The organism is Paenibacillus sp. J22R3 (assembly GCF_056269305.1).
In genome coordinates this window covers 452,334-476,014 of record NZ_JBWDNS010000005.1, presented here as the reverse complement: position 1 = coordinate 476,014, position 23,681 = coordinate 452,334, and the positions used below count along the sequence as shown (strand labels likewise).

The 23,681-nt window shown below is 51.7% G+C and carries 21 protein-coding genes; 15 read left to right on the top strand and 6 right to left on the bottom strand.

Going from position 1 to position 23,681, the window contains the following annotated elements; translation table 11 throughout:
• Position 1: 1 nt before the first annotated feature.
• Complete coding sequence (locus AC0YN4_RS23295; RefSeq protein ID WP_090982813.1) at positions 2–901, top strand: ABC transporter permease; 900 nt, start codon at positions 2–4, stop codon at positions 899–901.
• Between the two features lie 19 nt (positions 902–920).
• Complete coding sequence (locus tag AC0YN4_RS23290; RefSeq protein ID WP_475782861.1) at positions 921–1,802, top strand: carbohydrate ABC transporter permease; 882 nt, start codon at positions 921–923, stop codon at positions 1,800–1,802.
• Between the two features lie 72 nt (positions 1,803–1,874).
• Here AC0YN4_RS23290 and AC0YN4_RS23285 read toward each other — a convergent pair whose 3' ends face one another.
• Positions 1,875–2,660 (bottom strand): response regulator transcription factor, encoded by a 786-nt coding sequence (locus AC0YN4_RS23285; protein WP_475836897.1) that lies wholly within the window; start codon positions 2,658–2,660, stop codon positions 1,875–1,877.
• Positions 2,641–4,443 carry a sensor histidine kinase gene (locus tag AC0YN4_RS23280; RefSeq protein ID WP_475782859.1) on the bottom strand — a complete coding sequence of 601 codons (1,803 nt, stop codon included), beginning with the start codon at positions 4,441–4,443 and terminating at the stop codon, positions 2,641–2,643. The genes AC0YN4_RS23285 and AC0YN4_RS23280 overlap by 20 nt, the downstream gene beginning before the upstream one ends.
• Positions 4,444–4,591: 148 nt before the next feature.
• Between AC0YN4_RS23280 and AC0YN4_RS23275 the strand changes: the two genes are divergently transcribed.
• The 8 genes from AC0YN4_RS23275 to AC0YN4_RS23240 all read left to right on the top strand — a co-directional run bounded on the left by AC0YN4_RS23275 (position 4,592) and on the right by AC0YN4_RS23240 (position 13,645).
• The gene (locus AC0YN4_RS23275; protein ID WP_475836896.1) at positions 4,592–6,217 is read left to right on the top strand and encodes a type 2 periplasmic-binding domain-containing protein; all 1,626 of its coding nucleotides are present in this window, start codon (positions 4,592–4,594) and stop codon (positions 6,215–6,217) included.
• Positions 6,218–6,378: 161 nt separating this feature from the next.
• Positions 6,379–7,470 (top strand): Gfo/Idh/MocA family protein, encoded by a 1,092-nt coding sequence (locus AC0YN4_RS23270; protein ID WP_475836895.1) that lies wholly within the window; start codon positions 6,379–6,381, stop codon positions 7,468–7,470.
• Positions 7,471–7,711: 241 nt separating this feature from the next.
• A complete protein-coding gene (locus AC0YN4_RS23265) occupies positions 7,712–9,355 on the top strand; it encodes an ABC transporter substrate-binding protein (RefSeq protein ID WP_475836894.1) in 1,644 nt (547 codons plus the stop codon).
• A gap of 69 nt (positions 9,356–9,424) precedes the next feature.
• Positions 9,425–10,375 carry an ABC transporter permease gene (locus AC0YN4_RS23260; protein ID WP_475782856.1) on the top strand — a complete coding sequence of 317 codons (951 nt, stop codon included), beginning with the start codon at positions 9,425–9,427 and terminating at the stop codon, positions 10,373–10,375.
• Between the two features lie 4 nt (positions 10,376–10,379).
• Positions 10,380–11,225 (top strand): ABC transporter permease, encoded by an 846-nt coding sequence (locus tag AC0YN4_RS23255; RefSeq protein WP_475836893.1) that lies wholly within the window; start codon positions 10,380–10,382, stop codon positions 11,223–11,225.
• A gap of 33 nt (positions 11,226–11,258) precedes the next feature.
• Complete coding sequence (locus tag AC0YN4_RS23250) at positions 11,259–12,248, top strand: ABC transporter ATP-binding protein (RefSeq protein WP_475836892.1); 990 nt, start codon at positions 11,259–11,261, stop codon at positions 12,246–12,248.
• Positions 12,241–13,143: an ABC transporter ATP-binding protein gene (locus AC0YN4_RS23245; protein ID WP_475836891.1), complete on the top strand. Its 903-nt coding sequence runs from the start codon at positions 12,241–12,243 to the stop codon at positions 13,141–13,143. The genes AC0YN4_RS23250 and AC0YN4_RS23245 overlap by 8 nt, the downstream gene beginning before the upstream one ends.
• Before the next feature lie 31 nt (positions 13,144–13,174).
• Positions 13,175–13,645 (top strand): hypothetical protein, encoded by a 471-nt coding sequence (locus tag AC0YN4_RS23240; protein WP_475782939.1) that lies wholly within the window; start codon positions 13,175–13,177, stop codon positions 13,643–13,645.
• Between the two features lie 127 nt (positions 13,646–13,772).
• Here AC0YN4_RS23240 and AC0YN4_RS23235 read toward each other — a convergent pair whose 3' ends face one another.
• Entirely contained in the window at positions 13,773–14,621 is an 849-nt protein-coding gene (locus AC0YN4_RS23235) for a helix-turn-helix transcriptional regulator (RefSeq protein WP_475836890.1), read from the bottom strand.
• A gap of 139 nt (positions 14,622–14,760) precedes the next feature.
• On the opposite strand from AC0YN4_RS23235, the gene AC0YN4_RS23230 reads away from it, so the two are divergent.
• Genes AC0YN4_RS23230 through AC0YN4_RS23215 form a run of 4 tightly spaced genes read left to right on the top strand, consistent with a single transcriptional unit; the run spans position 14,761 to position 19,156 of the window.
• Positions 14,761–15,666 (top strand): aldo/keto reductase, encoded by a 906-nt coding sequence (locus AC0YN4_RS23230; RefSeq protein WP_475782851.1) that lies wholly within the window; start codon positions 14,761–14,763, stop codon positions 15,664–15,666.
• Positions 15,667–15,725: 59 nt separating this feature from the next.
• Positions 15,726–16,475 (top strand): RraA family protein, encoded by a 750-nt coding sequence (locus tag AC0YN4_RS23225; RefSeq protein WP_475782850.1) that lies wholly within the window; start codon positions 15,726–15,728, stop codon positions 16,473–16,475.
• Positions 16,462–18,450, top strand: a complete 1,989-nt coding sequence (locus AC0YN4_RS23220; protein WP_475836889.1) for a DUF8034 domain-containing protein — start codon at positions 16,462–16,464, stop codon at positions 18,448–18,450. Before AC0YN4_RS23225 ends, AC0YN4_RS23220 begins: the two co-directional genes overlap by 14 nt.
• Before the next feature lies 1 nt (position 18,451).
• A complete protein-coding gene (locus tag AC0YN4_RS23215) occupies positions 18,452–19,156 on the top strand; it encodes a hypothetical protein (RefSeq protein WP_475782848.1) in 705 nt (234 codons plus the stop codon).
• Positions 19,157–19,620: 464 nt separating this feature from the next.
• Here the strand turns inward: AC0YN4_RS23215 and AC0YN4_RS23210 are convergent, their stop codons facing one another.
• Positions 19,621–20,886 carry an MDR family MFS transporter gene (locus AC0YN4_RS23210; protein ID WP_475782847.1) on the bottom strand — a complete coding sequence of 422 codons (1,266 nt, stop codon included), beginning with the start codon at positions 20,884–20,886 and terminating at the stop codon, positions 19,621–19,623.
• Positions 20,887–21,004: 118 nt separating this feature from the next.
• On the opposite strand from AC0YN4_RS23210, the gene AC0YN4_RS23205 reads away from it, so the two are divergent.
• Positions 21,005–22,003, top strand: a complete 999-nt coding sequence (locus tag AC0YN4_RS23205) for a substrate-binding domain-containing protein (protein ID WP_475836888.1) — start codon at positions 21,005–21,007, stop codon at positions 22,001–22,003.
• A 113-nt stretch (positions 22,004–22,116) separates the two neighbouring features.
• On the opposite strand, the gene modB is transcribed toward AC0YN4_RS23205, so the two are convergent.
• Positions 22,117–22,785 (bottom strand): molybdate ABC transporter permease subunit, encoded by a 669-nt coding sequence (gene modB, locus AC0YN4_RS23200; RefSeq protein ID WP_475836887.1) that lies wholly within the window; start codon positions 22,783–22,785, stop codon positions 22,117–22,119.
• Positions 22,786–22,808: 23 nt separating this feature from the next.
• Entirely contained in the window at positions 22,809–23,588 is a 780-nt protein-coding gene (gene modA / locus AC0YN4_RS23195) for a molybdate ABC transporter substrate-binding protein (RefSeq protein ID WP_475836886.1), read from the bottom strand.
• Positions 23,589–23,681 lie beyond the last annotated feature (93 nt).

Here is a 23,681-nt window from a genome sequence, read left to right as displayed (position 1 = left end):
TATGAACGCTTTCAAAATTCCGAAGAAGCAGCTGGCGCTGTATCTCATGCTAATTCTTCCAGTCGTTGTCGTATTTATCTATTCCTATCTCCCGATGTTCGGGGTTATCATGGCTTTCCAGAAATATGAGCCGACGCAAGGTTTCTTTGGCTCCAAATGGGTAGGCTTGGATCATTTCAGACGTCTCATGCAAATTCCTGATGTGAAGCAAGTCGTTGCCAACACGCTCTTTATCGCAACGATGAAAATTATCGTCGAAACGTTCGCAGCCATTGCGGTTGCCATTCTTCTCAATGAAATTGTATCAAAAGTGTTCAAGCGTACCGTGCAAACCATTGTTTATTTTCCTTACTTCCTTTCGTGGGTTATCCTCGGCGGCATCTTCCGGGATATGCTCTCTCGTGACGGTTTAATTAATGTGATGCTTGGCAAAATGGGCTTTGACCCGATTATTTTCCTTGAGAAAGCTTCGTGGTTTCCTTATATTCTTGTAGCTACTGAGACATGGCAAATAACCGGCTTCGGTACGATTGTATATCTTGCAGCAATTACGACAATCGATCCGACGCTTTACGAAGCGTCTGTTATGGACGGCGCAAGCCGCTGGAGACAAACGCTGAATATTACGCTTCCAGGCATGAAATCGACCATTGTTCTTATGGGGACACTAAGTCTTGGCTACATTCTTAATGCCGGCTTTGAACAAGTACTTATGCTCTACTCTTCGGCTGTCTACTCGACAGGCGATGTTATCGATACATGGGTCTATCGGATGGGGATTCAGCAGGCTCAATATTCGTTAGGTGCTGCGATCGGCTTGTTCCGTTCCGTTGTCAGCCTAATCCTCATTGTTGCATCGTACTATCTGGCCCGCAAAATATCGGATCATCGCATTTTCTAAAGTCTGGAGGGGAAATTAAATGGTAGATCGTTCGTTAGGCAGACGTATTTTCTTGAACTTGAACGGCTTGCTGTTCATTCTGTTCTCACTTGCCTGTCTCATTCCTATGCTTCACGTACTTGCGATTTCTTTCAGCAAGAGCAGCGCGGTAACGGCCGGCGAGGTTACGTTCTGGCCGGTACAGTTCTCGCTGAAGTCGTATGAATATATTCTAAGCAACTCCGAATTTTGGACGGCGATGTTCGTTTCTGTGAAACGTGTCTTTCTTGGCGTGGCAATCAGCATGTTCCTCACGGTACTGGCGGCATACCCACTCTCCAAGAGCCAACAGAATTTTAAGCATCAGTCGTTCTTTGCCTGGTACTTTGTCGTCACGATGCTGTTCTCGGGCGGTCTTATTCCGACCTTTATGATCGTGAAGAACACCCATCTGTACGGTACGATTTGGTCGCTCGTCATTCCGGGCGCGATCTCGGTATTTAACGTGCTGCTCCTCTCCAACTTCTTCCGGAATATTCCGAAGGATATTGAAGAGTCCGCGTACATGGACGGTGCAGGACATTTCCGCATTCTCGGTACGCTGTACCTCGCTTTGTCGATGCCGATTATTGCAACGCTGATCGTATTCTCGGCGGTTGGACACTGGAATGCATGGTTTGACGGATTGATCTATTTGAAAAGCCAGAAGGACTACCCGCTGCAGTCTTACTTGCAGACCATCCTTGTGGAATCGAACAGCAGACTGCTTACGAAGGCGCAAGCGCAGCTTATGAACAAAGTATCGAATCGTACGATCCAGGCGTCGCAAGTGTTTATCGCTTCGCTTCCGATTCTGCTCGTCTATCCGTTCATGCAGAAGTATTTCGTATCCGGCATGATGGTCGGTGCGGTAAAAGAATAGGTCATGCAGCTAAAAAGCCGACCCTTGTGGGGTCGGCTTTAAATATTGTCTGTCAACAGTGATGGTTCGGCGTTAATGCGTTTCCTTCTTCGCCGGATGCTGGGCTTCGCCGAATTGGCGAGGCGTCATGTTCGTATGTTTCTTAAACACCTTGAAGAAATGCCGCTGACTCTCGAAGCCGGTCTGCATCGCCACCTCGCTAAGCGGCAGAGAAGGCCGCGAGATGAGCAGCTCCTTCGCTTTGATGACCCTGAGCTGCTGGATATAGGCGAGCACATTCATGCCGGTTTCTTTCTTGAACAGATGGCTCACATAGTTAGGGTGCAGGCCGACATGCTCCGCAACGGAACTGAGAGACAGATCTCTCACGTAGTTCGCTTCAATATACTCCAGCATTTGCTTGCTGGCTTCCGGCTTCTCCACATAGTCATGCTCAGCGACCTCAGTGAAGGTCTCCTGCTCTTCGGCCTCATGTTTCTCATGTTCAGCGAGGGCGGCTTGGCCAAGCCGGGTGAGCAGCTCTTCAAGCTGTTCATCATCGATAGGCTTGAGCAGATAGTCGATGACCTGCAGCCGCAGCGCATCCCGCGCATAAGAGAAATCATCATAACCGGACAAAATAATGAAGCGGCTGCATAGCCCTTCGCTCTTAGCGGTTTGGATGAGCTCCAGCCCGTTCATCTCCGGCATGTTGATGTCGGTCATGACCAGATCAGCCCCATGCTGCCGCAGCGTCTCCAGTGCTTCCGCCGCGCCGGAGGCACCTGTAATGTCCGTGAAGGGGGTATGGAATTGTTTGATTTTGCGCAGCAATCCCCGCAAGATTGGCGCTTCATCTTCAACGATGAGGAGCTTCAACGGCATTTCCCTCCTTCGGCATGGATAATGTAATCGTCGTTCCGACTCCTGGCTCACTCTCTATCCTAAGCCCATAAGCGGGTCCAAAATGGCTGATCATTCGCTCATGGACATTCATAACGCCGATTCCGCCCTGCTCCTGTTCAGGCTCCTGCGTACCCACGAAGCCATCAAGCTTCTGACGAAGCATCTCAAGCCGCTCCGGCGGGATACCGGCCCCGTCATCTTGAATGCGAACCAAGGCTAAGGCGCCTTCGCTGTACAAGCGGATGCGCAGCGTACCTGTGCCGCGCTTCTTGGATATGCCGTGCACGATGGCGTTCTCCACCAGCGGTTGGATGATAAATCGCGGACAGGCGATGCGAAGGAGGCTCTCATCCTCGACATCAATTTCGTATTGAAGCCGCTCTTCCATCCGAACCTTATAAATTTGCAGGTAGCTGCGAATATGCGAGAGCTCGTCCCGCAGCACGACATACTGGCTCTTGGACAAGCTGTAACGGATCGATTGTCCGAGCGCATAGATCATTTTGGCTACGTCAGGGCTGTCGCTTTCCTCTGCGGCCATTCGAATCGCTTCAAGCCCGTTGTAGATAAAATGAGGGTTAATCTGGGCCTGCAGCGCCAGATAAGCGGCTTCCTTCTGCCGAAGCTGCGAAATGTCTACTTTGCTCATCAGCTCGTCATTGCGATCGATCATTTTATTGTAGGAAGAGACGAGGAAGGCGATCTCATCGCTGTCTTGTTCTTCTTTATATTTGGCCAGCAGGTTACCTCGCATATGCTTGCCGAGCTTGACGATGCGTTGCACGACAGTTGAGACGGTAAAGAAATAGGCGAATGAGAGGATGAGCAGCAAGGCGCTAATCATCAGCAAGTAGAATCGTACGGAATTTTTCGTTTTCTGGAAGAGCTCGCTGGTCGGTGTCACGGTCAAGATCGTGGAGGACAGCCGCGGTACATAGAAGCTGTTCATCATCAGCAGGCCAAGCTCCGAATCCAGGTACTGCAGCGATTTGGACTGCTGAACGGACGAGTAGATCCGCATCTTGTCGGAACTTTCGAGCGGCAGCTTGGCCGATAATGCCACAATTTCGGTATGGGTGATGCCTTTTCTCGGATTGCTGTCTTCGGCCATGTAATAGTGCAGCGGCGTACCTTTCACATCAGAGGAGTGGAACATGCTGGAGAGGAACGTGTATTTCAACCTGATCTCCATAAGTCCAATCGCTTGGGTGAAATTCTCATTGTACAGTTTCTTGTAATAGATCATTTGCAGCGCAGACGGCGTAGACATTTCCTGCAGCCAATAGCCTTCCCCGACCTTCAGGCCGGAGGCTCGCGACGGGATGCTGCCATCGCTGTCCACGATGCTTGTCCCCATGCTCCGCACCTTCGGGTCTGTCTTATAGATCCGGATTTGATCGATGTAGAACGAATTGCTTTTATAGAAGGAAAATAACGGAACGAGCTCCTTCAGATAGACCCCGACCTGCTCAGACTCCTGTTTGTACTTGCCGGATAGCAGGCCGCTCAGCACCTTATTCGTTTGAAAAATATCATGAATCATCTCGATCTGATTCATGTTCATCGTCAGGGAGGAGCCGAACTGCTGGATGAAGTATTCGCGGTTATTGGCAAAATCCTTCATCGCGTTATTATGAATCTGTTTATAGTACAGCAACCCGATGCAGATGGTGGGCAGCAGAATGATGACGATATAGCCGATAATCATTTTCTTCACGATGCCGATTCGAGGTTTGCGCAGTTTCAGTCCATTCACCTTCTCCTGATGTAAGCGTGATCTCCCCCACAATTATAATTCACTTGCCGTGTAATATACTACATGGCATAGGCATTTAATATCATTCAATTTTCATGCTATGATGGAAGCAGCACGGCAAGCAACCGGGAGAGGGGGCTATTGCGAATTGAACAAGCTAATGAAAGCCGTTTCTTTAGTTATGGCTGCATCCTTAGTATTGGCAGGCTGCGGAGGCGGCAACGCGGACAAGACGGGGAATGTCGGCAGCGATGAGGCCAATCCCGAGAAGGTTGATTATTTCAAGCTCCCGGAGCCGGTGGAAATGAGCGTTATTAAATCCGTTGGACCCGGTCTGAAGTTGAAGTCGGGGGAAACGATTGAAGATAATGAATATACGGATTATGTATTTAACAAAACGAATATTAAGACCAAGGTGCTATGGGACGCTTCTTCTACGGATTTCGATCAGAAGATGCAGCTCGCGATCGCAAATGACGAGATACCGGACGCGATGATTGTGGATGAGAAGACCTTTCGCGCCATGGCTGCAGCCAATCAGCTTGAGGATCTAACGACTGTCTACAAGCGATACGCTTCGGCTCAAATGAAGGATTTCTATAAGTCGACAGAGGACAAGGCGCTGGAGAAAGCCACTTATGACGGCAAGCTGATGGCGCTGCCAAGCGTGGCGATTCAAGCGGATGCACCGTCCATTCTGTGGCTTCGCAAAGACTGGCTGGATAAAGTGAATCTCAAGGCGCCGAGGACAATCGATGAGCTGAAACAGGTACTCCATGCATTCATCGAGAAGGACCCGGACGGCAATGGACAAGCGGACACGATTGGACTAACGGGGAATAGCTTTCAGCTTGCAACAGAGGGCGGCGGCATTCATGATTTCAAAGGCATCTTTAATGCCTTTCATGCCTATCCGATGATCTGGATCAAGGATGAGAATGGCGATGTTGTATACGGATCTACGACGTTCGGGACGAAGCAAGCGCTTAACGCGATTCACGATATGTATGCGGAAGGCTTGATTGATAAGGAGTTTGCGCTTCGCAAGAATCCGGACGAGCTGGTCCTAAACGGGAAGAGCGGAGCCTTCTTCGGCCCCTGGTGGGTGCCGTGGGCACTCGTCGATGCCGTGAAGAAGAATCCCGAAGCGGATTGGAAGCCATTCATGATTGAAGATGAGAAAGGTCAATATAATATTGCGAGCGTTCCGGTAAGTAACAATTTTCTCGTTGTGCGAAAAGGTTATGAGCATCCGGAGGCGGCGGTTGTGTACTCCAACATGCGCGTGCAGGCGGAGCGTACGCCTGATGAGCAGGCGATCAAGCTGGATTCTGGACATGGCCTATGGCCGCTTCTGATGACGATCGACTATGCCGATGCGGCTACGCGTAAGCATGATCTGCTGCTGGATGCGTTGGCCGGCAAGGTGAAGAAGGAAGAGATGGACGGCGAGATGCAGCTGGTCTATGAGCAAGAGCTGCGCGATCGGAAGAACCCGAGAAAGAATGCAGATGATTGGGCTCCGCCTGCAGCATATTTAATGGGAGCGGGCATACTGAAACTACCGATGAACGTGACCGAACCGGTGTATTCGGCTATGACGAAGACGATGGAGACTCGCTGGGCGAACCTGCAGACGATGGAGACCGAAACCTTCTACAAGATCGTACTGGGCGATGAGCCGATAAATGCGTTTGACCAGTTCGTAAAGGACTGGAAGGAGCAAGGCGGCGACAAAATCGTCGAGGAAGTAAAGGAAGAGCTGAAGAAGTAAGGGGCTCTTTCCGTGGCACATTTGGACAGGGTTGGAAGCGAGACGTGGTTTTTCGGAATAACGATTGATAGAGTAACCGTTTTCGGGTTATAATAACGTATTCCGTGCCCGCGCACGAAGTTCGGGACTGGTTATCATTATACGTATAGGAGTGAGCATGAATGACAACAAGAATTTACCTGATTGGCGCAGGCTTCATCGCCCGCACACACGCAGAAGCAGCTTATAAATTTTACGGGGAAACACCGACAGACATCGAACTGAAGGTCGCGGATCCGAATCCGAAAGCATTGGCTAGTTTTGTTGAGCAGTTTCCGCATGCGGTTACGTTCAGCGATATGAAGGATATGCTGGCAGAAGAAGCACAAGAGCATGATGTCGTTGTTGTATGCACACCGCCATTCACGCATTTCGAGCTGTCCAGCTATGCGCTGAAATCCGGCCGACACGTACTTTGCGAGAAGCCGCTTGTGATGAACGCTGCCGAAGCAGATGAGCTTTCGCAGCTGGCGAAGGACCAAGGCAAGCTGTTTGGCGACTGCAGCGACCGCTTTATCGGTCTGCCGAAGACAGAGCAAGTGAAGGCGATTGTAGCTTCCGGCGCCCTGGGCGAAATCTACAAAGTGAGCTTCATTCACCGCGATCAACGCGGAAGAGCAGGCGTCGAGTACCAACCGGAGAGCCGTTGGTTCTTGAACAGCAAGCTTTGCGGCGGCGGCATTCTGACGGACTGGGGTCCGTACGATTTCACCGTACTTGCTGATATTCTTCAGCCATCGGCTGTAGATGTGCTTGGCGGCTGGATCGCAAAGCCTATAACAGGCGCAGATCCGCAAGATGTCGTTTACGATGTGGAGCATAACTCCGGCGCTCTAATGCGCTATCATGCACAAGGCCAAGACCGTCCTGTGCTCGTGCAATATGAGCGTTCTTCCTGTACGCATGGCGAAGCTTATTCCTTGGTTGAGATTGAAGGTACGCTGGGCGCAGTGAAATGGTCGCCGTATTTCGGCGGCGATGCAGTCGTTCAACGCTTCGACGAGCAAGGCTCTGTAGCCGAGAAAGAAGCGCAAGTTCCGAATGACAATGCGTACAGCTTTATGGATGCGCCGCTTTACTTCTTCGTAGAACGCGTACTGGGTCATGATTCGGCTGCGCTCTTGAACGAAGATGCGGTGTTTAACTTCAAATGTATCCAAGCGGTATATGAGAGCGCGGCATCCGGCAACATTCAATCCGTTACACGCGGCTAGTTTGTTTTATGAAGGTATAGACGTCTTTGAGAAAAAGCGATCATTCTCGGCATTTTGCCAGTAAATGGTCGCTTTTTTGCCTTATTTGCCCGCGCACAGCGATTCATAAATGAAGTATAATGGGTAAAATTAAGATTTAACGAATACTTATTGGAATGGGTATTGTAATTCCGAGTATTCCGATGTATGATTACGAATATCAAATTGAAACTCTTCATAGAGATACTTGGAGGATGAGAGAATGCGCAGCAAGAGAAGTTTACCCGTCGTTATCGTTCTAGCCCTACTTACCCTGGTAATCAGTGCATGCTCCGGTGGCAATTCGAACTCGAACAACACAGCTTCGAATAACGCTCCGGCCAATAATACACAGAGCTCTGACAATGCGGGTACCGACGCATCGCAGCCGAAGGATGGCGGCAGCCTCATTATTGCTGTAGCGGCTGATCCGACAATCCTTAACCCGAACTATGCAAGCGACCGTGTCAGCCTGACAATTGACCAAGCTCTATATGCACCATTGTTTCAAATCAACAACGGCAAGAAAACATTCTATCTTGCAGAGAGCTTGACGCCATCTGCCGATAACCTAACTTATACCTTAAAGCTGAAGAGCGGCCTGACTTGGCACGATGGCGAGAAACTGACTGCCGATGACGTTGTCTTCACATTCAATAAGATTCTGGAAGAGAAACAAAACAGCTTCCTGCGCGGCAACCTGATCATTGGCGGCAAGCCAATCGAAGCGGTTAAAGTGGATGATACTACTGTTGACTTCAAGCTTCCGAGCGTTAGCCCGGCATTCGAAGCAACCTTGGTACAAATCACGCCGATTCCGAAGCACGTCTTCGAGAACGAAGCGGATATTGAGAAAAGCACGAAGAATGCAGCGCCAATCGGTTCCGGTGCATTCAAATTCAAAGAATACAAAACAGGCGAGTACCTGACGCTTGATCGTTTCGATAACTATTTTGGCGGCAAACCGCATCTGGATTCCATTACGTACCGTGTTGCTAAGGATACGAATGCAGCGAACCTAGCGCTGCAAAGCGGCGAAATCAACGTGAAATACTTGGATCCGCAAGACGTAGCGACAATTGATGCTACAGGCAATTTCGAAATTAAGCCTTATAGCGAAGGTCGTCTGTCTTACCTGAACTTCAATGCAAACAGCGACACCGGCATTCTGAAGAAGAAAGAAGTTCGTCAAGCTCTGTCTTATGCGCTAAACCGTGAAGAACTCATTCAAGCGGCTTACTCCTCTGCTGATTATGCAGAGCAGGCTCATTCGATCCTGACGCCGGATACCCTTTACCAAACGAATGACGTTGCTTCATTTGACAATGATACAGCGAAAGCGAAAGAGCTGTTGAAAGCAGCAGGCGTTAAAGAAGGACAGAAGCTGCGTTTCATCGTGTCGAGCGGCAACAAAGTTCAAGAGTCGGTTTCCCTATACGTGCAACAGAAGCTTAAAGAAGTCGGTCTTAATGTAGAACTGCAAAATATGGATGCATCGGCTTTCGGCGATAAGGCTTACGATCCGAAGGCAGCCGATTTCGAATTCTTCGTTGGTGGTTACATTATGGGTTCTGACCCTGATGCATACAGCATCTTGTACGCGACAGGTGCTGACTATAACACGACACATTACTCCAATGCGGAAGTAGACGGCTTGTGGAAGCAAGGCGCTGCGGAAGGCGATACTGCAAAACGCGGTGAAGTGTACAAGAAGATTCAAGAAATCGTTGCGGATGATGCTCCTCTCTTCCCAATCGGTTACACGAAAACAATCGTTGCCATGGACAAACGCTATGGCGGCATTGACGAAGCGGTTCTGAAACCAGTCGTAATCTTCGAAGATCCGTCCAAACTATATTTGAAATAAGAACGTTCAAAAAATAAGCTGGATCGTTCCAGCTTATTTTTTGCTACTTGAAAGCAAGGAGAATCCAGCATGAGACAGCTCATTGCCAAACGATTATTGCAGACCATCCCGATGCTCTTCTTCGTCTCGGTTGTCTGCTTTGCTATGATTAAGATGGCTCCGGGCGATCCGGTGCTTTCGTTCGTTACGCCAGCCATGCATGCGGACGATATTGAACGGATTCGGCATAATATGGGGCTCGATCAGCCCGCGATTGTACAGTATTGGGAGTGGCTGAAAGCTTGCCTTACAGGTAACCTGGGTTACTCCTTCATTAATCATCAGCCGGTGACAGAGCAAATCATCGATCGGTTACCTGCAACGGCAGGGCTGATGGGCGCCGCGATTGGATTGGCCGTACTGCTTGCGATCCCGCTGGGGCTGTTGGCAGGGGCATACCGCAATAAATGGGTGGACAAGCTGATTAATTTCCTATCCTATATCGGTATTTCTGTGCCGCTGTTCTGGCTTGCCATTCTGTTTATTTATTTCTTTGCGGTTAAGCTGCACTGGCTGCCAAGTATGGGCATGCGGACAATCGGTACGAGCTCTGCTTGGGATGTCATTAAGCATGGCATTCTGCCTTGTCTCGTGTTGGCATTCGGGTTCATGCCCGGCTATGTGCGCTATATCCGTTCGAGTACGATCGGACAATTGAAAGAAGACTATGTACAAATCCAATATGCATTCGGTTCAACTCGAATGAAGATTCTGTATCGCCATGTCATGAAGCATGTGCTGCTGCCTGTTATTACGCTGCTTGGGCTGTCCATGGCCGATTTGGTGGCAGGCGCTATCGTGACGGAAACGATATTTTCCTGGCCGGGTATCGGATCACTGGGCATGACAGCCGCGAGGGGAATGGATTATCCCGTTATTATGGGCATAACGCTGTTCTCATCCGTGATGCTGATAATAGGGAATCTGGCCGCGGATCTGCTGTACGGCATTGCCGATCCGAGAATCAAACAGACGAGGTGACTTCATGAATCGCACCAAATGGCGCAATGTTAGAATCGAGCTACTGTCGAATAAATTTGGGATCGCGGCCGTCGTTATCTTGGCGGTGCTGACGATCGGCGCTATTCTGGCGTTTCTCTCCTCGCAGGATCCCAATCAATTGAATGTATTGGAACGGCTGAAGAAGCCGAGCTCGGCCCACTGGTTCGGGACGGATGACTTCGGTCGTGATTATTTTACAAGGGCTTTGTTCGGTGGTCGTGTGTCGCTGATGGTTGGCTTCGCATCCATGTTAGTGGCGACGGGTATTGGCGTCACCATCGGGGTGATCAGCGGCTATTTCGGCGGCAAGCTGGATAATGTACTCATGCGGGGCGTGGAGGTCATCATGTCGATTCCTTCGTTCCTAGTCCTGCTCTTGCTCAGCATTTTCTTGAAGCCGAATGTCGGCAGCATTATTCTAATTATTGCATTATTAATGTGGATGAATATCGCTCGAATTATAAGGGCCGAGACGATGACGGTGAAAGAACGTGAATTCGTGCTATATGCCAAAGCTTCCGGGCAGAGCGCCGTCGGCATTATCATTCGGCATATTCTGCCGAACCTGATGCCTGTCATTATCGTAGGCGCTACGAATACGATCGGTAACGCGATTATGATGGAGTCATCTCTTAGCTTTCTGGGCTTTGGGGTGCAGCCGCCTAGCGCAACGTGGGGCAGCATGCTCAACAATGCGCAGGGCTATATCGCACAGGCGCCTTACTTGGCGGTGTTTCCAGGACTATTTATATTACTGACGGTTCTTAGCTTCAACGTGCTGGGTGATATTCTGCGCGTCGGATTTGAACCGAAGCTCACTCGGAGATAACCGGTGAACCAGGCACAAGGGAGTGAGTCACAGATGACAAAACGCTTACTGACCGCCACGGACCTTAAGGTTTCGTTCTTTACCCGTGAGGGGGAGAATCAAGCTGTCCGCGGCGTCAGCTTTCATATTGATGCAGGGGAAACCGTCGGCATCGTCGGCGAATCCGGCAGCGGTAAGAGTGTAACAGCCAAAGCGCTGATGGGACTTATTCCGCCGCCGGGCAAAGTGCTTCAAGGGGATATTGAGTTTGACAGGAGATCAATCACCAATCTAACGGATAAAGAATGGCGCAAGCTGCGCGGCAATCGGATCGCGATGGTGTTCCAGGACCCGATGACGGCGCTCAATCCCGTACAGCGGATCGGGAAGCAGATGTCGGAGATTATTGAGCGGCATCGCGGCTTGAGACCGAAAGCCGCGCTCGCCGAGGCGATCGAGATGCTGCGACAAGTCGGCATTACGGAGCCGGAGCGGCGCGTGCGTCAATACCCGCATGAGTTCAGCGGGGGTATGCGTCAGCGGGTCATGATCGCGATGGCGCTATCCTGCCAGCCGGAGCTGCTCATTGCCGATGAGCCGACAACGGCGCTCGACGTGACGATTCAGGCGCAAATTCTGGATTTGCTCAAGGAGTTGAAAGAACGCTCCCAGACTGCAATCGCGCTCATTACGCATGATTTAGGCGTAGTTGCGCAGGTGTGCAGCCGCGTTGTCGTCATGTACGGCGGCATGGTGATGGAGGAAGGACCGGTAGAGCAGATCTTCTACAGTCCGCAGCATCCTTACACACAAGGATTGCTTCGTTCCTTGCCGAAGCCGGGCAATGGCTCCAAGGAGCGGCTGGTGCCAATCGACGGCACTCCGCCTAATTTAATAGACCCGCCGCCGGGTTGCCCGTTCATGGCGCGTTGTCCGCATGCCATGTCCAAGTGCGCAGCACTGCCGCCGGTCACGGAGGTTTCGCCGGGGCACCGTTCGCTGTGCTGGTTAACGGTTGATAAGGAGGTCGGCAACCATGAGTGAACGACGTGATGATTTGCTCGTAGAAGTGCGAGGATTGAAGAAGCATTTCACGAAGAGCACAGATGTATGGGGAAGACCGACCGCGGTGCTGAAGGCCGTTGACGGCGTCAGCTTCGGCATCAAACGCGGAGAAACGTTCGGCCTTGTCGGCGAGTCCGGCAGCGGTAAGTCTACTGTCGGCCGCTGCTTGCTTCGGCTTTATGACTATACAGCGGGTGAGGTTCACTTTGACGGCCATCAGCTGTCATCGCTTGGCGAGCGGCAGTTGAAGCCGTTCCGTCGCCGCATCCAATCGATTTTCCAAGATCCGTATTCATCGCTTAATCCCGGCATGAACGTGCTGGAGCTAATTGGGGAACCTATGGATATTCACGGGCTGCATCGCGGCGCTGAACGCAAGGACGCCGTGGCTGCGCTGCTCGAGCGGGTTGGACTGAAGCGGGAGCATCTGCTTCGTTATCCGCATGAGTTCAGCGGCGGTCAGCGTCAGCGGATTTCAATTGCCAGAGCATTGTCGGTGCGACCGGATTTTGTCGTATGCGACGAGCCGATCTCGGCACTCGACGTATCCGTTCAGGCGCAGGTCATTAACATGCTGGAAGATTTGCAGCAGGAGTTTGGCTTAACGTATCTCTTCATTGCGCATGACTTGTCGATGGTACGGCATATTTCGGACCGGATTGGCGTCATGTACGGCGGCCGGTTGGTCGAGGTAGCATCAAGCGAGGAGTTGTACGAGAATCCGCTGCATCCTTATACGAAGGCGCTGTTATCCTCGATCCCGGTACCGGACCCGCGTGCAGTAAGCGAGCGCGTGATCTGGACGAAAGATGCCGGGGCAATCGTGCCGGATTTGCGGGAAGTCAGCCCGGGTCATTTTGTAGCGCTGGAGTAGAATGGATTGATACAGTAGGGAGGAAATCATGATGGCAGCAGAAGGAACGGAACGGGTGAAATTATCCCAATGGGACGCAATGCTGATTGAATCGCTGCGTGTACTGGGCTGGTCGGACGATGAACTGATTCGTCGTACTCAGCAAGGCGACCTGCCGAAGGATGACACCAGCATTTATGAGTTCAACTACGAGGAGCTGGCGGCTTTCGCTGCCAAAGAACCGGCAACGTTCGAAGCGGCGGTTCGCTCCGGGTATCAGATCAAATACAATACCATTCGCGGCATTCGCAGCTGGATTGCCATTGCATTCGTTCAGGAGCCTGAGCTTGTGCTCGAGGAAGGCCGCGAAGCGGTTGTCACTACGCTGACGCCGGCGGAGAAGGCGCGCCTGTCGGGGGTCTTGTCGCATGGCTGGACAATTCTCGGCGACGAGAGTGAAGCGGAGGCCGGTGCTGGCACAGGTGCGGCGGTGTATCGGATCGTACCGCAGCCGCAGGCTTAACGGCATAAAGTAGCTCCATGAATAGCTGTTCCCCAAGTGCATCTTGTGACTTGGGGGCAGCTTTTTTGTGTTGCAGTATTGGCGCCTCTATTGCGTAGTATTGCTTGCGCGGCGTCTCTCCTCTTTACTAAGGCAGCGCCTCCGGCCTCATGTACCGGTCACGGAACACAGAGGGCGTTACGCCTTCGGCGAGGCGGAAGCGCTCGATGTAGTAGCTCGGCTTCGAGAAGCCGACCTCAATGGCGATCTGTTTCACGGGTTTGGACGTCGTAATCAGCATTTGCTTCGAAAGCTCAATGCGCTGCATATTCAGATAGGTTAGCGGCGGCATCCCCATCTGCATGTGGAAAGTCCGGCTGAAATAAGCCGGGCTTATTCCGCATTGATCGGCCAGCTTCTGCAGCGGCAAATCCTTGGCGCAGTTCATGCGCATGAATTCGGCGGCGCGCCTGATGGCATGCACCAAGCCGGGCTCGCTTGGCGCGTTCAAGTCAGCGGAATGGAGCAGAATTTCGAGCAGGATCTCATACGATAAGGCGGCATACCGTGGTACGCAGGCCATATCGTTCTTGCTTGCCGCGTCCCAAAGCTCTTCCATAAGCGCGATCAGCCGCGTATTGCCTACATACGAGAAAGCCCAGACATCTCCGATCCGCTTATCGCCGATCAAATCCCGGATTCCTTCCCCGCTCAAGTAAATCCACCACACTTCCCACGGGTCATCCGCGTAGGTCCCGAAGTGCTGATGCTGATCCTCCGCATAGACGAAGCCCATGCCGGGCTTCAGCTCAACGGATCCGACACTCGTTCGGAGCCACCCGCTGCCTCGTACGACAAAGTGAATATTGTAGAAATTCTGTGCATAACGCATGCCATTAACGAAGTGATTGGGCTCATCGAAGATATGGCCAATGCCAATTGGGTATGCCGGGAAACGGTTGAAATCGGGTTTGGCTAAAAAGTGGGCATCGTACATCTTCATCAGCTCCGCAAAAAGTTGGTATATAAATCGCAAAAAACAGGTATCCGATTCGCGATAATAATAGTATATATTGAGTTTATGGAAGACGAAATAACAAAATCAATATACTTCTTAAGTGGAAGGACGCTGAGGCATGGAGTATACGACATTTGGACGAACGGGACTTAAGGTATCCAAGCTTGGCCTGGGAGGCGCACCAATCGGAGGCGACTTCAAGGATGTCAATGAAGCGGAAATCGAGCGCGTCATTCACGAGTCGCTGGATCTGGGCGTTAATTTCATCGACACGGCTCCGTTATACGGAGGCGGCTTATCGGAAGAACGCTTCGGCCGGGCACTCGTCGGTGGAAGACGCGAGAAGATTGTACTCGCCACGAAAGCGGCGCGTTTCGATAAGGATTACGATTACGCGGGCATCATGAACTCCGTCGAAGAAAGTCTAAAGCGCTTACAGACGGATTATATCGATCTGCTTCAGCTCCATGATGTGGAGAAGAAACCGTATGACGTCATTATCAACGAAGCGATTCCGGCGATGCAGAAGCTGCGGGAAGAAGGCAAGATTCGTTATCTCGGTGTAACGACTCGCAACCTAGATTTGCTGAAACGTTATATGGAGACCGATTTGTTCGATTCCATTCAATTCTACGCACGTTATATGCTGCTCGATTATTCAGCTGCCAAGGAGATCATTCCGCTCGCCAAGGAGAAGAACATCGCGGTGATTAACGGCAGCGTTCTCGGCATGGGGCTTCTTGCGGATGCGCCTGCGAAGTTCCTGAATGAAGAACTGACCAGCGAAGCAGCCAGACGTATGGAGAGTTTAGCGTTCCTGCGGCGCACGGAGCCCAAAGGGCTGGTTGAGCCGGGGATGCGTTTTAGCCTGCAAAATCCGGATATTCATGTCACGCTGACCGGCACCGCTTCAAGCCGCTCATTGCGTGCCAACATCTCCTATTGCGACGGCCAAGGCTTGGCGCCGGAAGATCACAGCCGAGTGATGAGTTTGTTCGCCGACAGCCCGTCCTTATTTGCCTAATCCTATTAATCCCATTCATGATCCCAACTAATTAACCATCTAAAGGAGCGTTTGCGACCATGACCTATATTGTGAAAAACACCCATACGATCAGCGATGAATTGCTGGAGGAATTGAAACTGGTCAGTGTAAGCACAGCTTCCCATACCCTTGTTGAGATGGGGTACCGCAACGCCTATATGCAAGGCATTATGCCGCTAAGCTTCCCCGAAGGTCAGGAAAGTGCGGTAGGCCGCGCGGTAACCTTGCGTTTCGTCCCACTTCGTGAGGATCTCGTGAAGCAGCAGTATGACACCCTTCCGGAATCGCCGCACCGGGTTGCGCTGGAGTCGATTACGCCGAATGATGTGCTCGTGATTGATACCGGCAGCCATATGGAAACCGGCGTAATCGGTGATATTTTTACACGTCGTCTGCGTTACCTTGGTGGTCAAGCCATTATCGTGGATGGCTGTATCCGCGACTTGCAGCGGGTAAAAGCAGTGAATTTCCCGGTGCTGGCCAGAGGCGTTCACGGCGGCGCGATTCCGCGGTCGTTGATGTCCGTTGGTTTCAATGAACCGATTCGCTGCGGCGGGGTGTCTGTCGTGCCGGGCGATATTATTTTGGTAGACCGTGATGGGGCTGTAGCGATTCCGCCGCAATGCGTGGAGGATATCGTCAAGATTGCCAGAGCGCATGATGAGCTGGAGGAGCGCTGGATTAAGATGAAGCTGGACGAAGGCGCGTCTCTGCACACGCATTACCCGCCAAACGCAGAAGCGAAGATTGAATTCGAGAACTGGAAGAAGGAGCATGGCTATGCTTAAACTGCATGCTAATCTTGCTTTCTATGAGCCGCCGAAGTGGGCGCTGCTGGAGCGTCAGCTCATCAATCTGATGAACGACGCGGTAGAGCCGTTATTGGAACGGTATATTCGTCCGGACGGCACGATTCTGTGGCCAACCACGGATACTCATACCGGCATCGATGCGTTGGACGATATGTACGAGAGCTTTTTCAATTGGCCGTTGTTCTATATCTTAGGCGGTCATGAGAAGTTTAAGACGTTGTCCAAGAAGGAATTCGACGCGATTACGACGCAATTCGCGCGTTACGATTCCGGTACCGGCCACAAAATGGTCGAGAAGGAATATGAGCAGGGCTATGACTGGTTCCACCAAGGCGAAGGGTATACGATGTTCTACCATATGGGTTTGATGGACCCGAATGATCCGGTTATCAAAGAGCGGGCGAAGCGTTTTGCCGGACTATTCCTAAACGAAGACCCGGAAGCGATCAATTATGACCCGGAGCATCGCATCATACCTTATCCGCATTCAGGCAGCAAAGGTGCGACTGACCGCAATTTCACGACTCATTTTAGCGGCTGGTACTATATCGATTGGATGAAGCACTACGGACTGCACTTCCAGGATGTGCCGGGCGTGGCAACGCTGGATGATTTGAAGCATGACGAAGGCGCGCTGGCGATGGGCAAGGCGATTGTCGAACGTGCCTCGCGCGGCGATATTCCGCTGAATTTGCTCGCCACCAGCATGGTGACGAATGCGTATTTGCACACGGGCGATCCGAAGTACAAAACATGGGTGAAGGAGTACGTTGATGCTTGGATCGACAGGGCAAAACAGAACGGCGGCCTGATTCCGGATAATGTCGGCTTGAACGGGATCATCGGGGAGCATAACGGCGGCAAGTGGTACGGCGGTTGGTATGGCTGGACTTGGCCGCATGGCTGGGTAAGTATTGGTCAAGGCGTTGGTGTAGCTGCGCAAAATGCACTGCTGCTCGAACGGGATCCGGCATACATGGAGTTTCTGCGCTCACAGCTGACCATCATGAACGACAAGGCGATTGTTGGGGAAGATGGTACCCGCTATTTGCCTAATAAATTCGGCGATCCGGGTTGGTATCAGTATACGACCTCCAATATTATTCTCGATGATGATGGGAAGACGGTGACGTGGAAGGATCATGCGTTCGAGTTCACGACCATCGAGCCGTTCTATCCGACGCATCTCTGGTACATGTCGATGGAGGAAGCCGACCATACGCTTCTAAAATCGCTTCGCAATTATGCTAAGCCGGATTACAATCAAATCCGTTATTTCCGGAACAAGGACCAAGCCGGGCATGATTATTGCTGGGTTTCCTATTTGGAAGGGGAATATCCGAGCTATCCGGAAGAGATTCTGAACTATAATTTGACGCAGATTTATCAACGTCTCAGCTTCATGAGGACGGATACGGAAGATCCGGCCGGCTACCGGGACGATTACTTGCAAATTCGCAATACGGTAACGCTGGAAGGGTTGCTGCAGCTTACACTCGGTGCGCCGTCTCCGCTGTATAACGGTGGTCTGCTGCAGGCGAGGCTCCGTTATTACGATGCCGATGCGAAGCGACCGGGATTGCCTGCCGATGTGGCGGCGCTGGTTGAGAAGCTGGAAGCGGAACGGACGACGGTGAAGCTGGTCAATCTTCACCCGACAGAGTCCCGCAGCGTAATCTTGCAAGCAGGCGCATTCGGCGAGCATCAATTCACGAATGTGGCGTATACGGTGTTTGGCGCTGCTGTGAACGATGGCAGCCAGCTTAGCGCGTCCACGACGATGGAGAAGCTGCCAAGCGGCTTGTTCAATCCGCAATCGGCAACAGCTGCTGCAGAGGTAAACGATAAGTGGCTGCAAGTGACGATTGAGCCAGGCAGCCATACGACGCTTGAACTCGGCATGGCCCGGTTCGCAAACGATCCATCCTATCAGGAGCCTTGGAGTGAATAACATGTCTAATGAGATCGAACGGATCATCTGGATTTCTGCCATTAAGCCGGGTATGGAGGAGGCATTCCTGACCGAGCTGGCTGGAGCGGATGCTTCATTAAAGGCGCGGCTGAAGCAGTGCGGCGTAGAAACATGCAGCGTATTTCGCGAAGGGCGGTACCTGTTTACTTATTTGGAGCAGTTGCAAGGCGGCAATAGCGACGGCACCAGCAATCAGGTCGAGCGGGCTCGCTTATGGGCTGCCGATGAGAAGCTGTCAGCACTGCTGGAAACATGGCCGAATATCGGCGGAGATGGGGGCAGCCTCGAGCTGCGGATGAATGATATTTTTCACGATGACCTTCCGCACTCTGACGTACCTTGGCGGCATCCGGACTACCGGCCAACGCAGCGGGTCGGCAGTCTGTCGAGGCTGAAGCCGGATCAGTACGCCAGTTATGTATTCTTGCATTATCAGCTGCAGGAAGAGAAACCGAGATTGTTCAACAAATATTATATAATCGGCAGTCTGGGCGAATATATCTTCTCCTATCAGGAGCTCCCCGCAATTGTGGAGGCACCTCGAAAGGGACTGCTCTCAACGAACGAAACACCGCCTGATTGGGGCGTAGCGATGGAGCCGCATTTCGAGCCGTGGACGGATAAACCGGAAGCGGAGCGACTTTGGTGTGTGATGGAAGAGCTGTTCTATATGGGCCGAGAGTAGGCAGCTGCATAACATGAATAAACCTTACCTAGCTTGGAGGTACCGCGAACGTTGCGAGCCGCCCATGCAGGATAAGGTTTTTCTGTATTTCTGTATGCACTTACATCTTTATGAGGCCGACAACTGGAGCAGGCTGAGTTTGTCCTAACGGTTGTCAGCGTAACTATTTCATGCAAATCAGCTATTTTGAAAATCTACGGTTGTGGCAGACGTTATTTGCGGCAAATGGGTCGATTCCCAGTGGAAATCGTTCAAATAAGCTCGCTGGCAACCGTTAGAAAATAAAAAGGGGAAATTGGGGCCAAATAACCACTGTGACAACCGTTAGCGCTGAAATGCGACGATCAAGCATGCGCTCATCGCGGCGGTCGGAGTCCTAACATCGGTTTTCTACCTTCCGGCACACGGCACGATCTAGTATCAAACGTCGGTTTTCTCGACGCACTCTAGCGCTGACCTTCCGCTTATGCCGACTGCTTATCGAATAAGTTAAACATGCTGTTATAAATGACCGCAGAGAATGCGGCGAGGACGGCCAGCAACGTAAACGTCCATGTGAAGCCAATCCAGCTGGTTAGCGGAATGGTGAGCGGCGAGAGTGTCCGTCCGAGCGTGTAGCGCAAGCTGGCGGCGGCAAAATATTGCCCGCGCATCTCTTCCGGCGCAAGCCTTGCAATGAAGGCCTGCTGCGGTCCTGCGGACATCAGCTCAGCTAAGGTGAAGATGGCAATCGCGAGCGTGAAGCCCCAGAAGGTGGACATGAGGCCGAACATCTGAATGCCTACGGCATAGAGTAAGGCACCTCCGATGAAGATGTACCGATCGCGGAAGCCGACAATCCACTTGGTCACAAGGACGGTGAAGAGGGCGACGAGCAGTCCGTTCTCCGATACGATCAGGCCAAACAACTGTTGTCCGGTGACTTCCAGATGCCAGTCCTTGAACGAGAAGATCGTGGCTTGCTGAATGGTTTCCTTCAAGAAGACCGGGAACAAGAGGTCGAGCTGCATGAACGTTTGCGAGAGCAGAACGCCCGCTATGGTGAAGAGCAGAAAGACGCGGTCCGACGCGATAACCTTGTAGTCCCGCAGTTGCACAGCGACTGCACGGTACCAAGGATCGCCGGCATTCGAGCGTTTGCGTTCGGCGAGTTTCTCCGGAAGCGTCTCCTGCAGGCGGTAGTTCATGAAGAGCGCGAGCAGCATACAGATAATGGCGGCTCCCATCAATACCGAATATGGATTATCCTCATATAATAGCGACCCGAGCAACGGTCCGACAACAACGGCTACGTTGGCCGCGGTATAGAAGATGGCGAAGACACTCGCCTGGTCTTTCTCCTCGACCACATCGGCGACCATCGCTTGGCTGGCAGGCCAGTACAAGGCACCGAAGAAGCTCGCCATGGTGAAGCCGGTGAAACCGAGAATCGGCATCGACAGCCACGGAGATGCGGCAAGGGCGAACAGTCCATAACCGATGGCTTGTCCATATGCGGCAAACACCATCATGCGCTTGCGTCCGAAACGGTCCGCGCAGTAGCCACCGAGCAAATTCGCAAATACGGATAACAGCTGAGACAATACGAGGAGGACACCGGTCCAGCCTTTGCCGAACTCGCGGGTGAAATAGATGGAGAGGAAAGGAAAGAAGGTCCAGAAAATAACGTTAAAAGCAGCTTCCCCGCCAAGGCGGATTTTTAAATTTGAATCCCAATCTCTGATTTTCATGTTGTGCAAATCCCTCTGGTTCTAAGTGTTTAACCATCATACACCTTCTATTCATATTGAAACAACAAGAAATGGCTGTCATAATTGAACGAACAGTACAAATGACAAAGAGGTGTCTATGTCCAGCGATACGTCTTATACGACCGAAGAAATAGCCAAGCTGCTCAAAATATCCAAGCTCACCGTGTATGATCTGATCAAGAAAGGCGAGCTCCCTTCTTACCGGGTCGGGAAGCAGATCCGGGTGGATGCTTCCGCTCTTGACGTGTACAAGCATCGGGCCCAAGGAACCGGAGCCTCCGGTCAAGGAGCCGCGCACCAGCAATTACAGTCACACTCGCAGTCGCAGGGACTCACATCGTCGTCGGCCTCGACTTTTCCGTTTGCACCGCAGCCGGGTACTGCTTCAGAACGCTCGCTTGTCATCACCGGCCATGATATTAGCCTCGACATGCTGAGTAAGCATATGGAGAAGCAATTGCCAGGCTATCGGCCGCTGCGTTCATTCGTCGGCAGCATGGACAGTTTGATCTCCATGTACAAGGGCGAATCCGACATCGTAAGCACCCATTTGCTTGACGGGGATACAGGTACATATAATTTGCCCTATATTCGCAAGTTACTTGTCGGCAAGCCGGTCATTGTCGTTCATCTGCTCGCGCGTTCGGCTGGCTTCTATGTCAAACAAGGGAATCCGAAGCAGGTCCGGACATGGGGAGATTTGAGTCAGCCGGGGCTAAGAATCGTGAACCGCGAGCAAGGCTCGGGTGCGCGCGTGCTGCTCGATGAACAGCTGAGGCTGCATCAGATTTCAGCGCAGCAGCTTGACGGTTACCGGGATGAAGAACATAGCCATCTGGCTATCGCCGGCAAAATCGCCTCGGGTGAAGCCGATGTTGGCGTTGGGATCGAGCAGGCAGCAAACATCGTCGGAGGCGTGGAATTCGTGCCGCTTATTCAGGAGCGTTACGATCTGGTCATGCTGAAGCGACCGGATAATCTGCGGTGGATTGAAGCTGTCGTGCAGATTCTGCAATCCGACGCTTATCAAAGTGAGCTGCGGAGCATTCGCGGTTATGATTTGCAGGAGAGCGGACGGATTCTGCTCGATATGTAAAATGACAAAGAGAGCCCCTCGGCGAGCACTTCACTTCGATGTGCACGGCGAGGGGCTCTTATGCATGAAATCCCCTTCGCCACGCAGCATGCGAGGCAAAGGAGATTCTCCAATTAGTGATCTTCTTTGGTTATTCGATTGACGATCAGGAGCATGATAAAGGAGAGCACCACCATGGATCCGGCCCACGCCCATGCCATCCGCATGCTGCCTCCGTCCATCGCAACATAGATGGCGGTAGGAATCGTCTGCGTTCTGCCCGGAATATTCCCGGCGATCATGAGCGTTGCTCCGAATTCGCCGAGCCCGCGTGCGAAGCCCAGAATATAGCCGGTCGTCACCGAGCGAAAAGCGAGAGGAAGCGTAATATATCGAAACACCTGCCATTCGGACGCTCCGTACACCCTTGCCGAATTTTCCAGTGAGCGGTCTATTCCCTCAAAGCCGGCTTTCATTGTACGATAAGCTAGCGGAAACGCGACGACTACAGCAGCGATGACGGCAGCTTCCCAAGTGAAAATAATCGGACCGCCGAACAGCTGCTCATAGAGCTTGCCGGCCCAGCTTCGCCGACCGAAGGTAATGAGCAGGATGAACCCGATGACCGTTGGCGGAAGCACGAGCGGGAGCATCAGAATCGCATCGACAATGCTTTTGCCGAAGAATCGCATTCGGGCCATCCGCCAAGCGATGAAGACGGATAACACCAGCATGATGACACTGGCGATCAGCGATACTTGGATGGAAAGTGATATGGGTTCAAGAAAGGTTGGCCAATCCATTGTTCATCATCCTGACTTATGACTTATGGCAGCATAAAACCGTATTTGACGAATATAGCATCAGCCTTGCTGCCTTGTAAATACGTATAGAAATCAGCAGCCTCTTTCAGATGTTTCGTGTCTTTCACGATACCGGCCGGATAAAGAATCGGCTTATGAACGCCCGGAATAATACGAAGAGCCACTTTTACTTTCTTGGAAGTGAGCGCATCTGTCCTATAGACGAAACCTGCATCTACATTCCCGGTCTCTACGTAAGTCAGCACTTGGCGAACGTCTTTAGCGTAGACCAGTTTGGATGTAACAGAATCCCATACCTTGCGAGTAGTTAACGTTTCTTTCGCATATTGACCGGCCGGAACGGATTCCGGTTGACCGATCGCAATCGTTTCGATATCTTTATCCGCCATTTGCTTAACGGTAGTAAATGCTTTCTTGCTGTCGGTTGGTACGACCATGATGAGCTCATTCTTCAGCAGCAGCGAGCTGCGGTCAATTAGCTTCGCATCACTAAGTGCGTCCATTTGTTTCTGACCTGCAGAGAGGAACAAGTCAGCAGGAGCGCCTTGCTCGATTTGCTTCTGCAAGGTACCGGATGAACCAAGGTTAAACACCAAGTCAATCGTAGGATGGCTGGCTTCATAGCCTTTCTCGATTTCAGCAAGGCTGTCCTTCAAGCTTGCGGCAGCCGAAACAAGCAGCTCTGTTTTCTTCGAAGCAGCGATTGCAGGTTGTGCCGTTGCAGCAAGAAGAGCCACTGGCAAGGCGATGCTCAGCATCTTCACAGCAGTGCGTTTCATCATAAGTAAGAACACTCCATTTCATCGTCTATGAAATCATGTATGTGATGTATCGTAACATAGTAGCCTACTGAATTGAATCTCTATTTTATATTT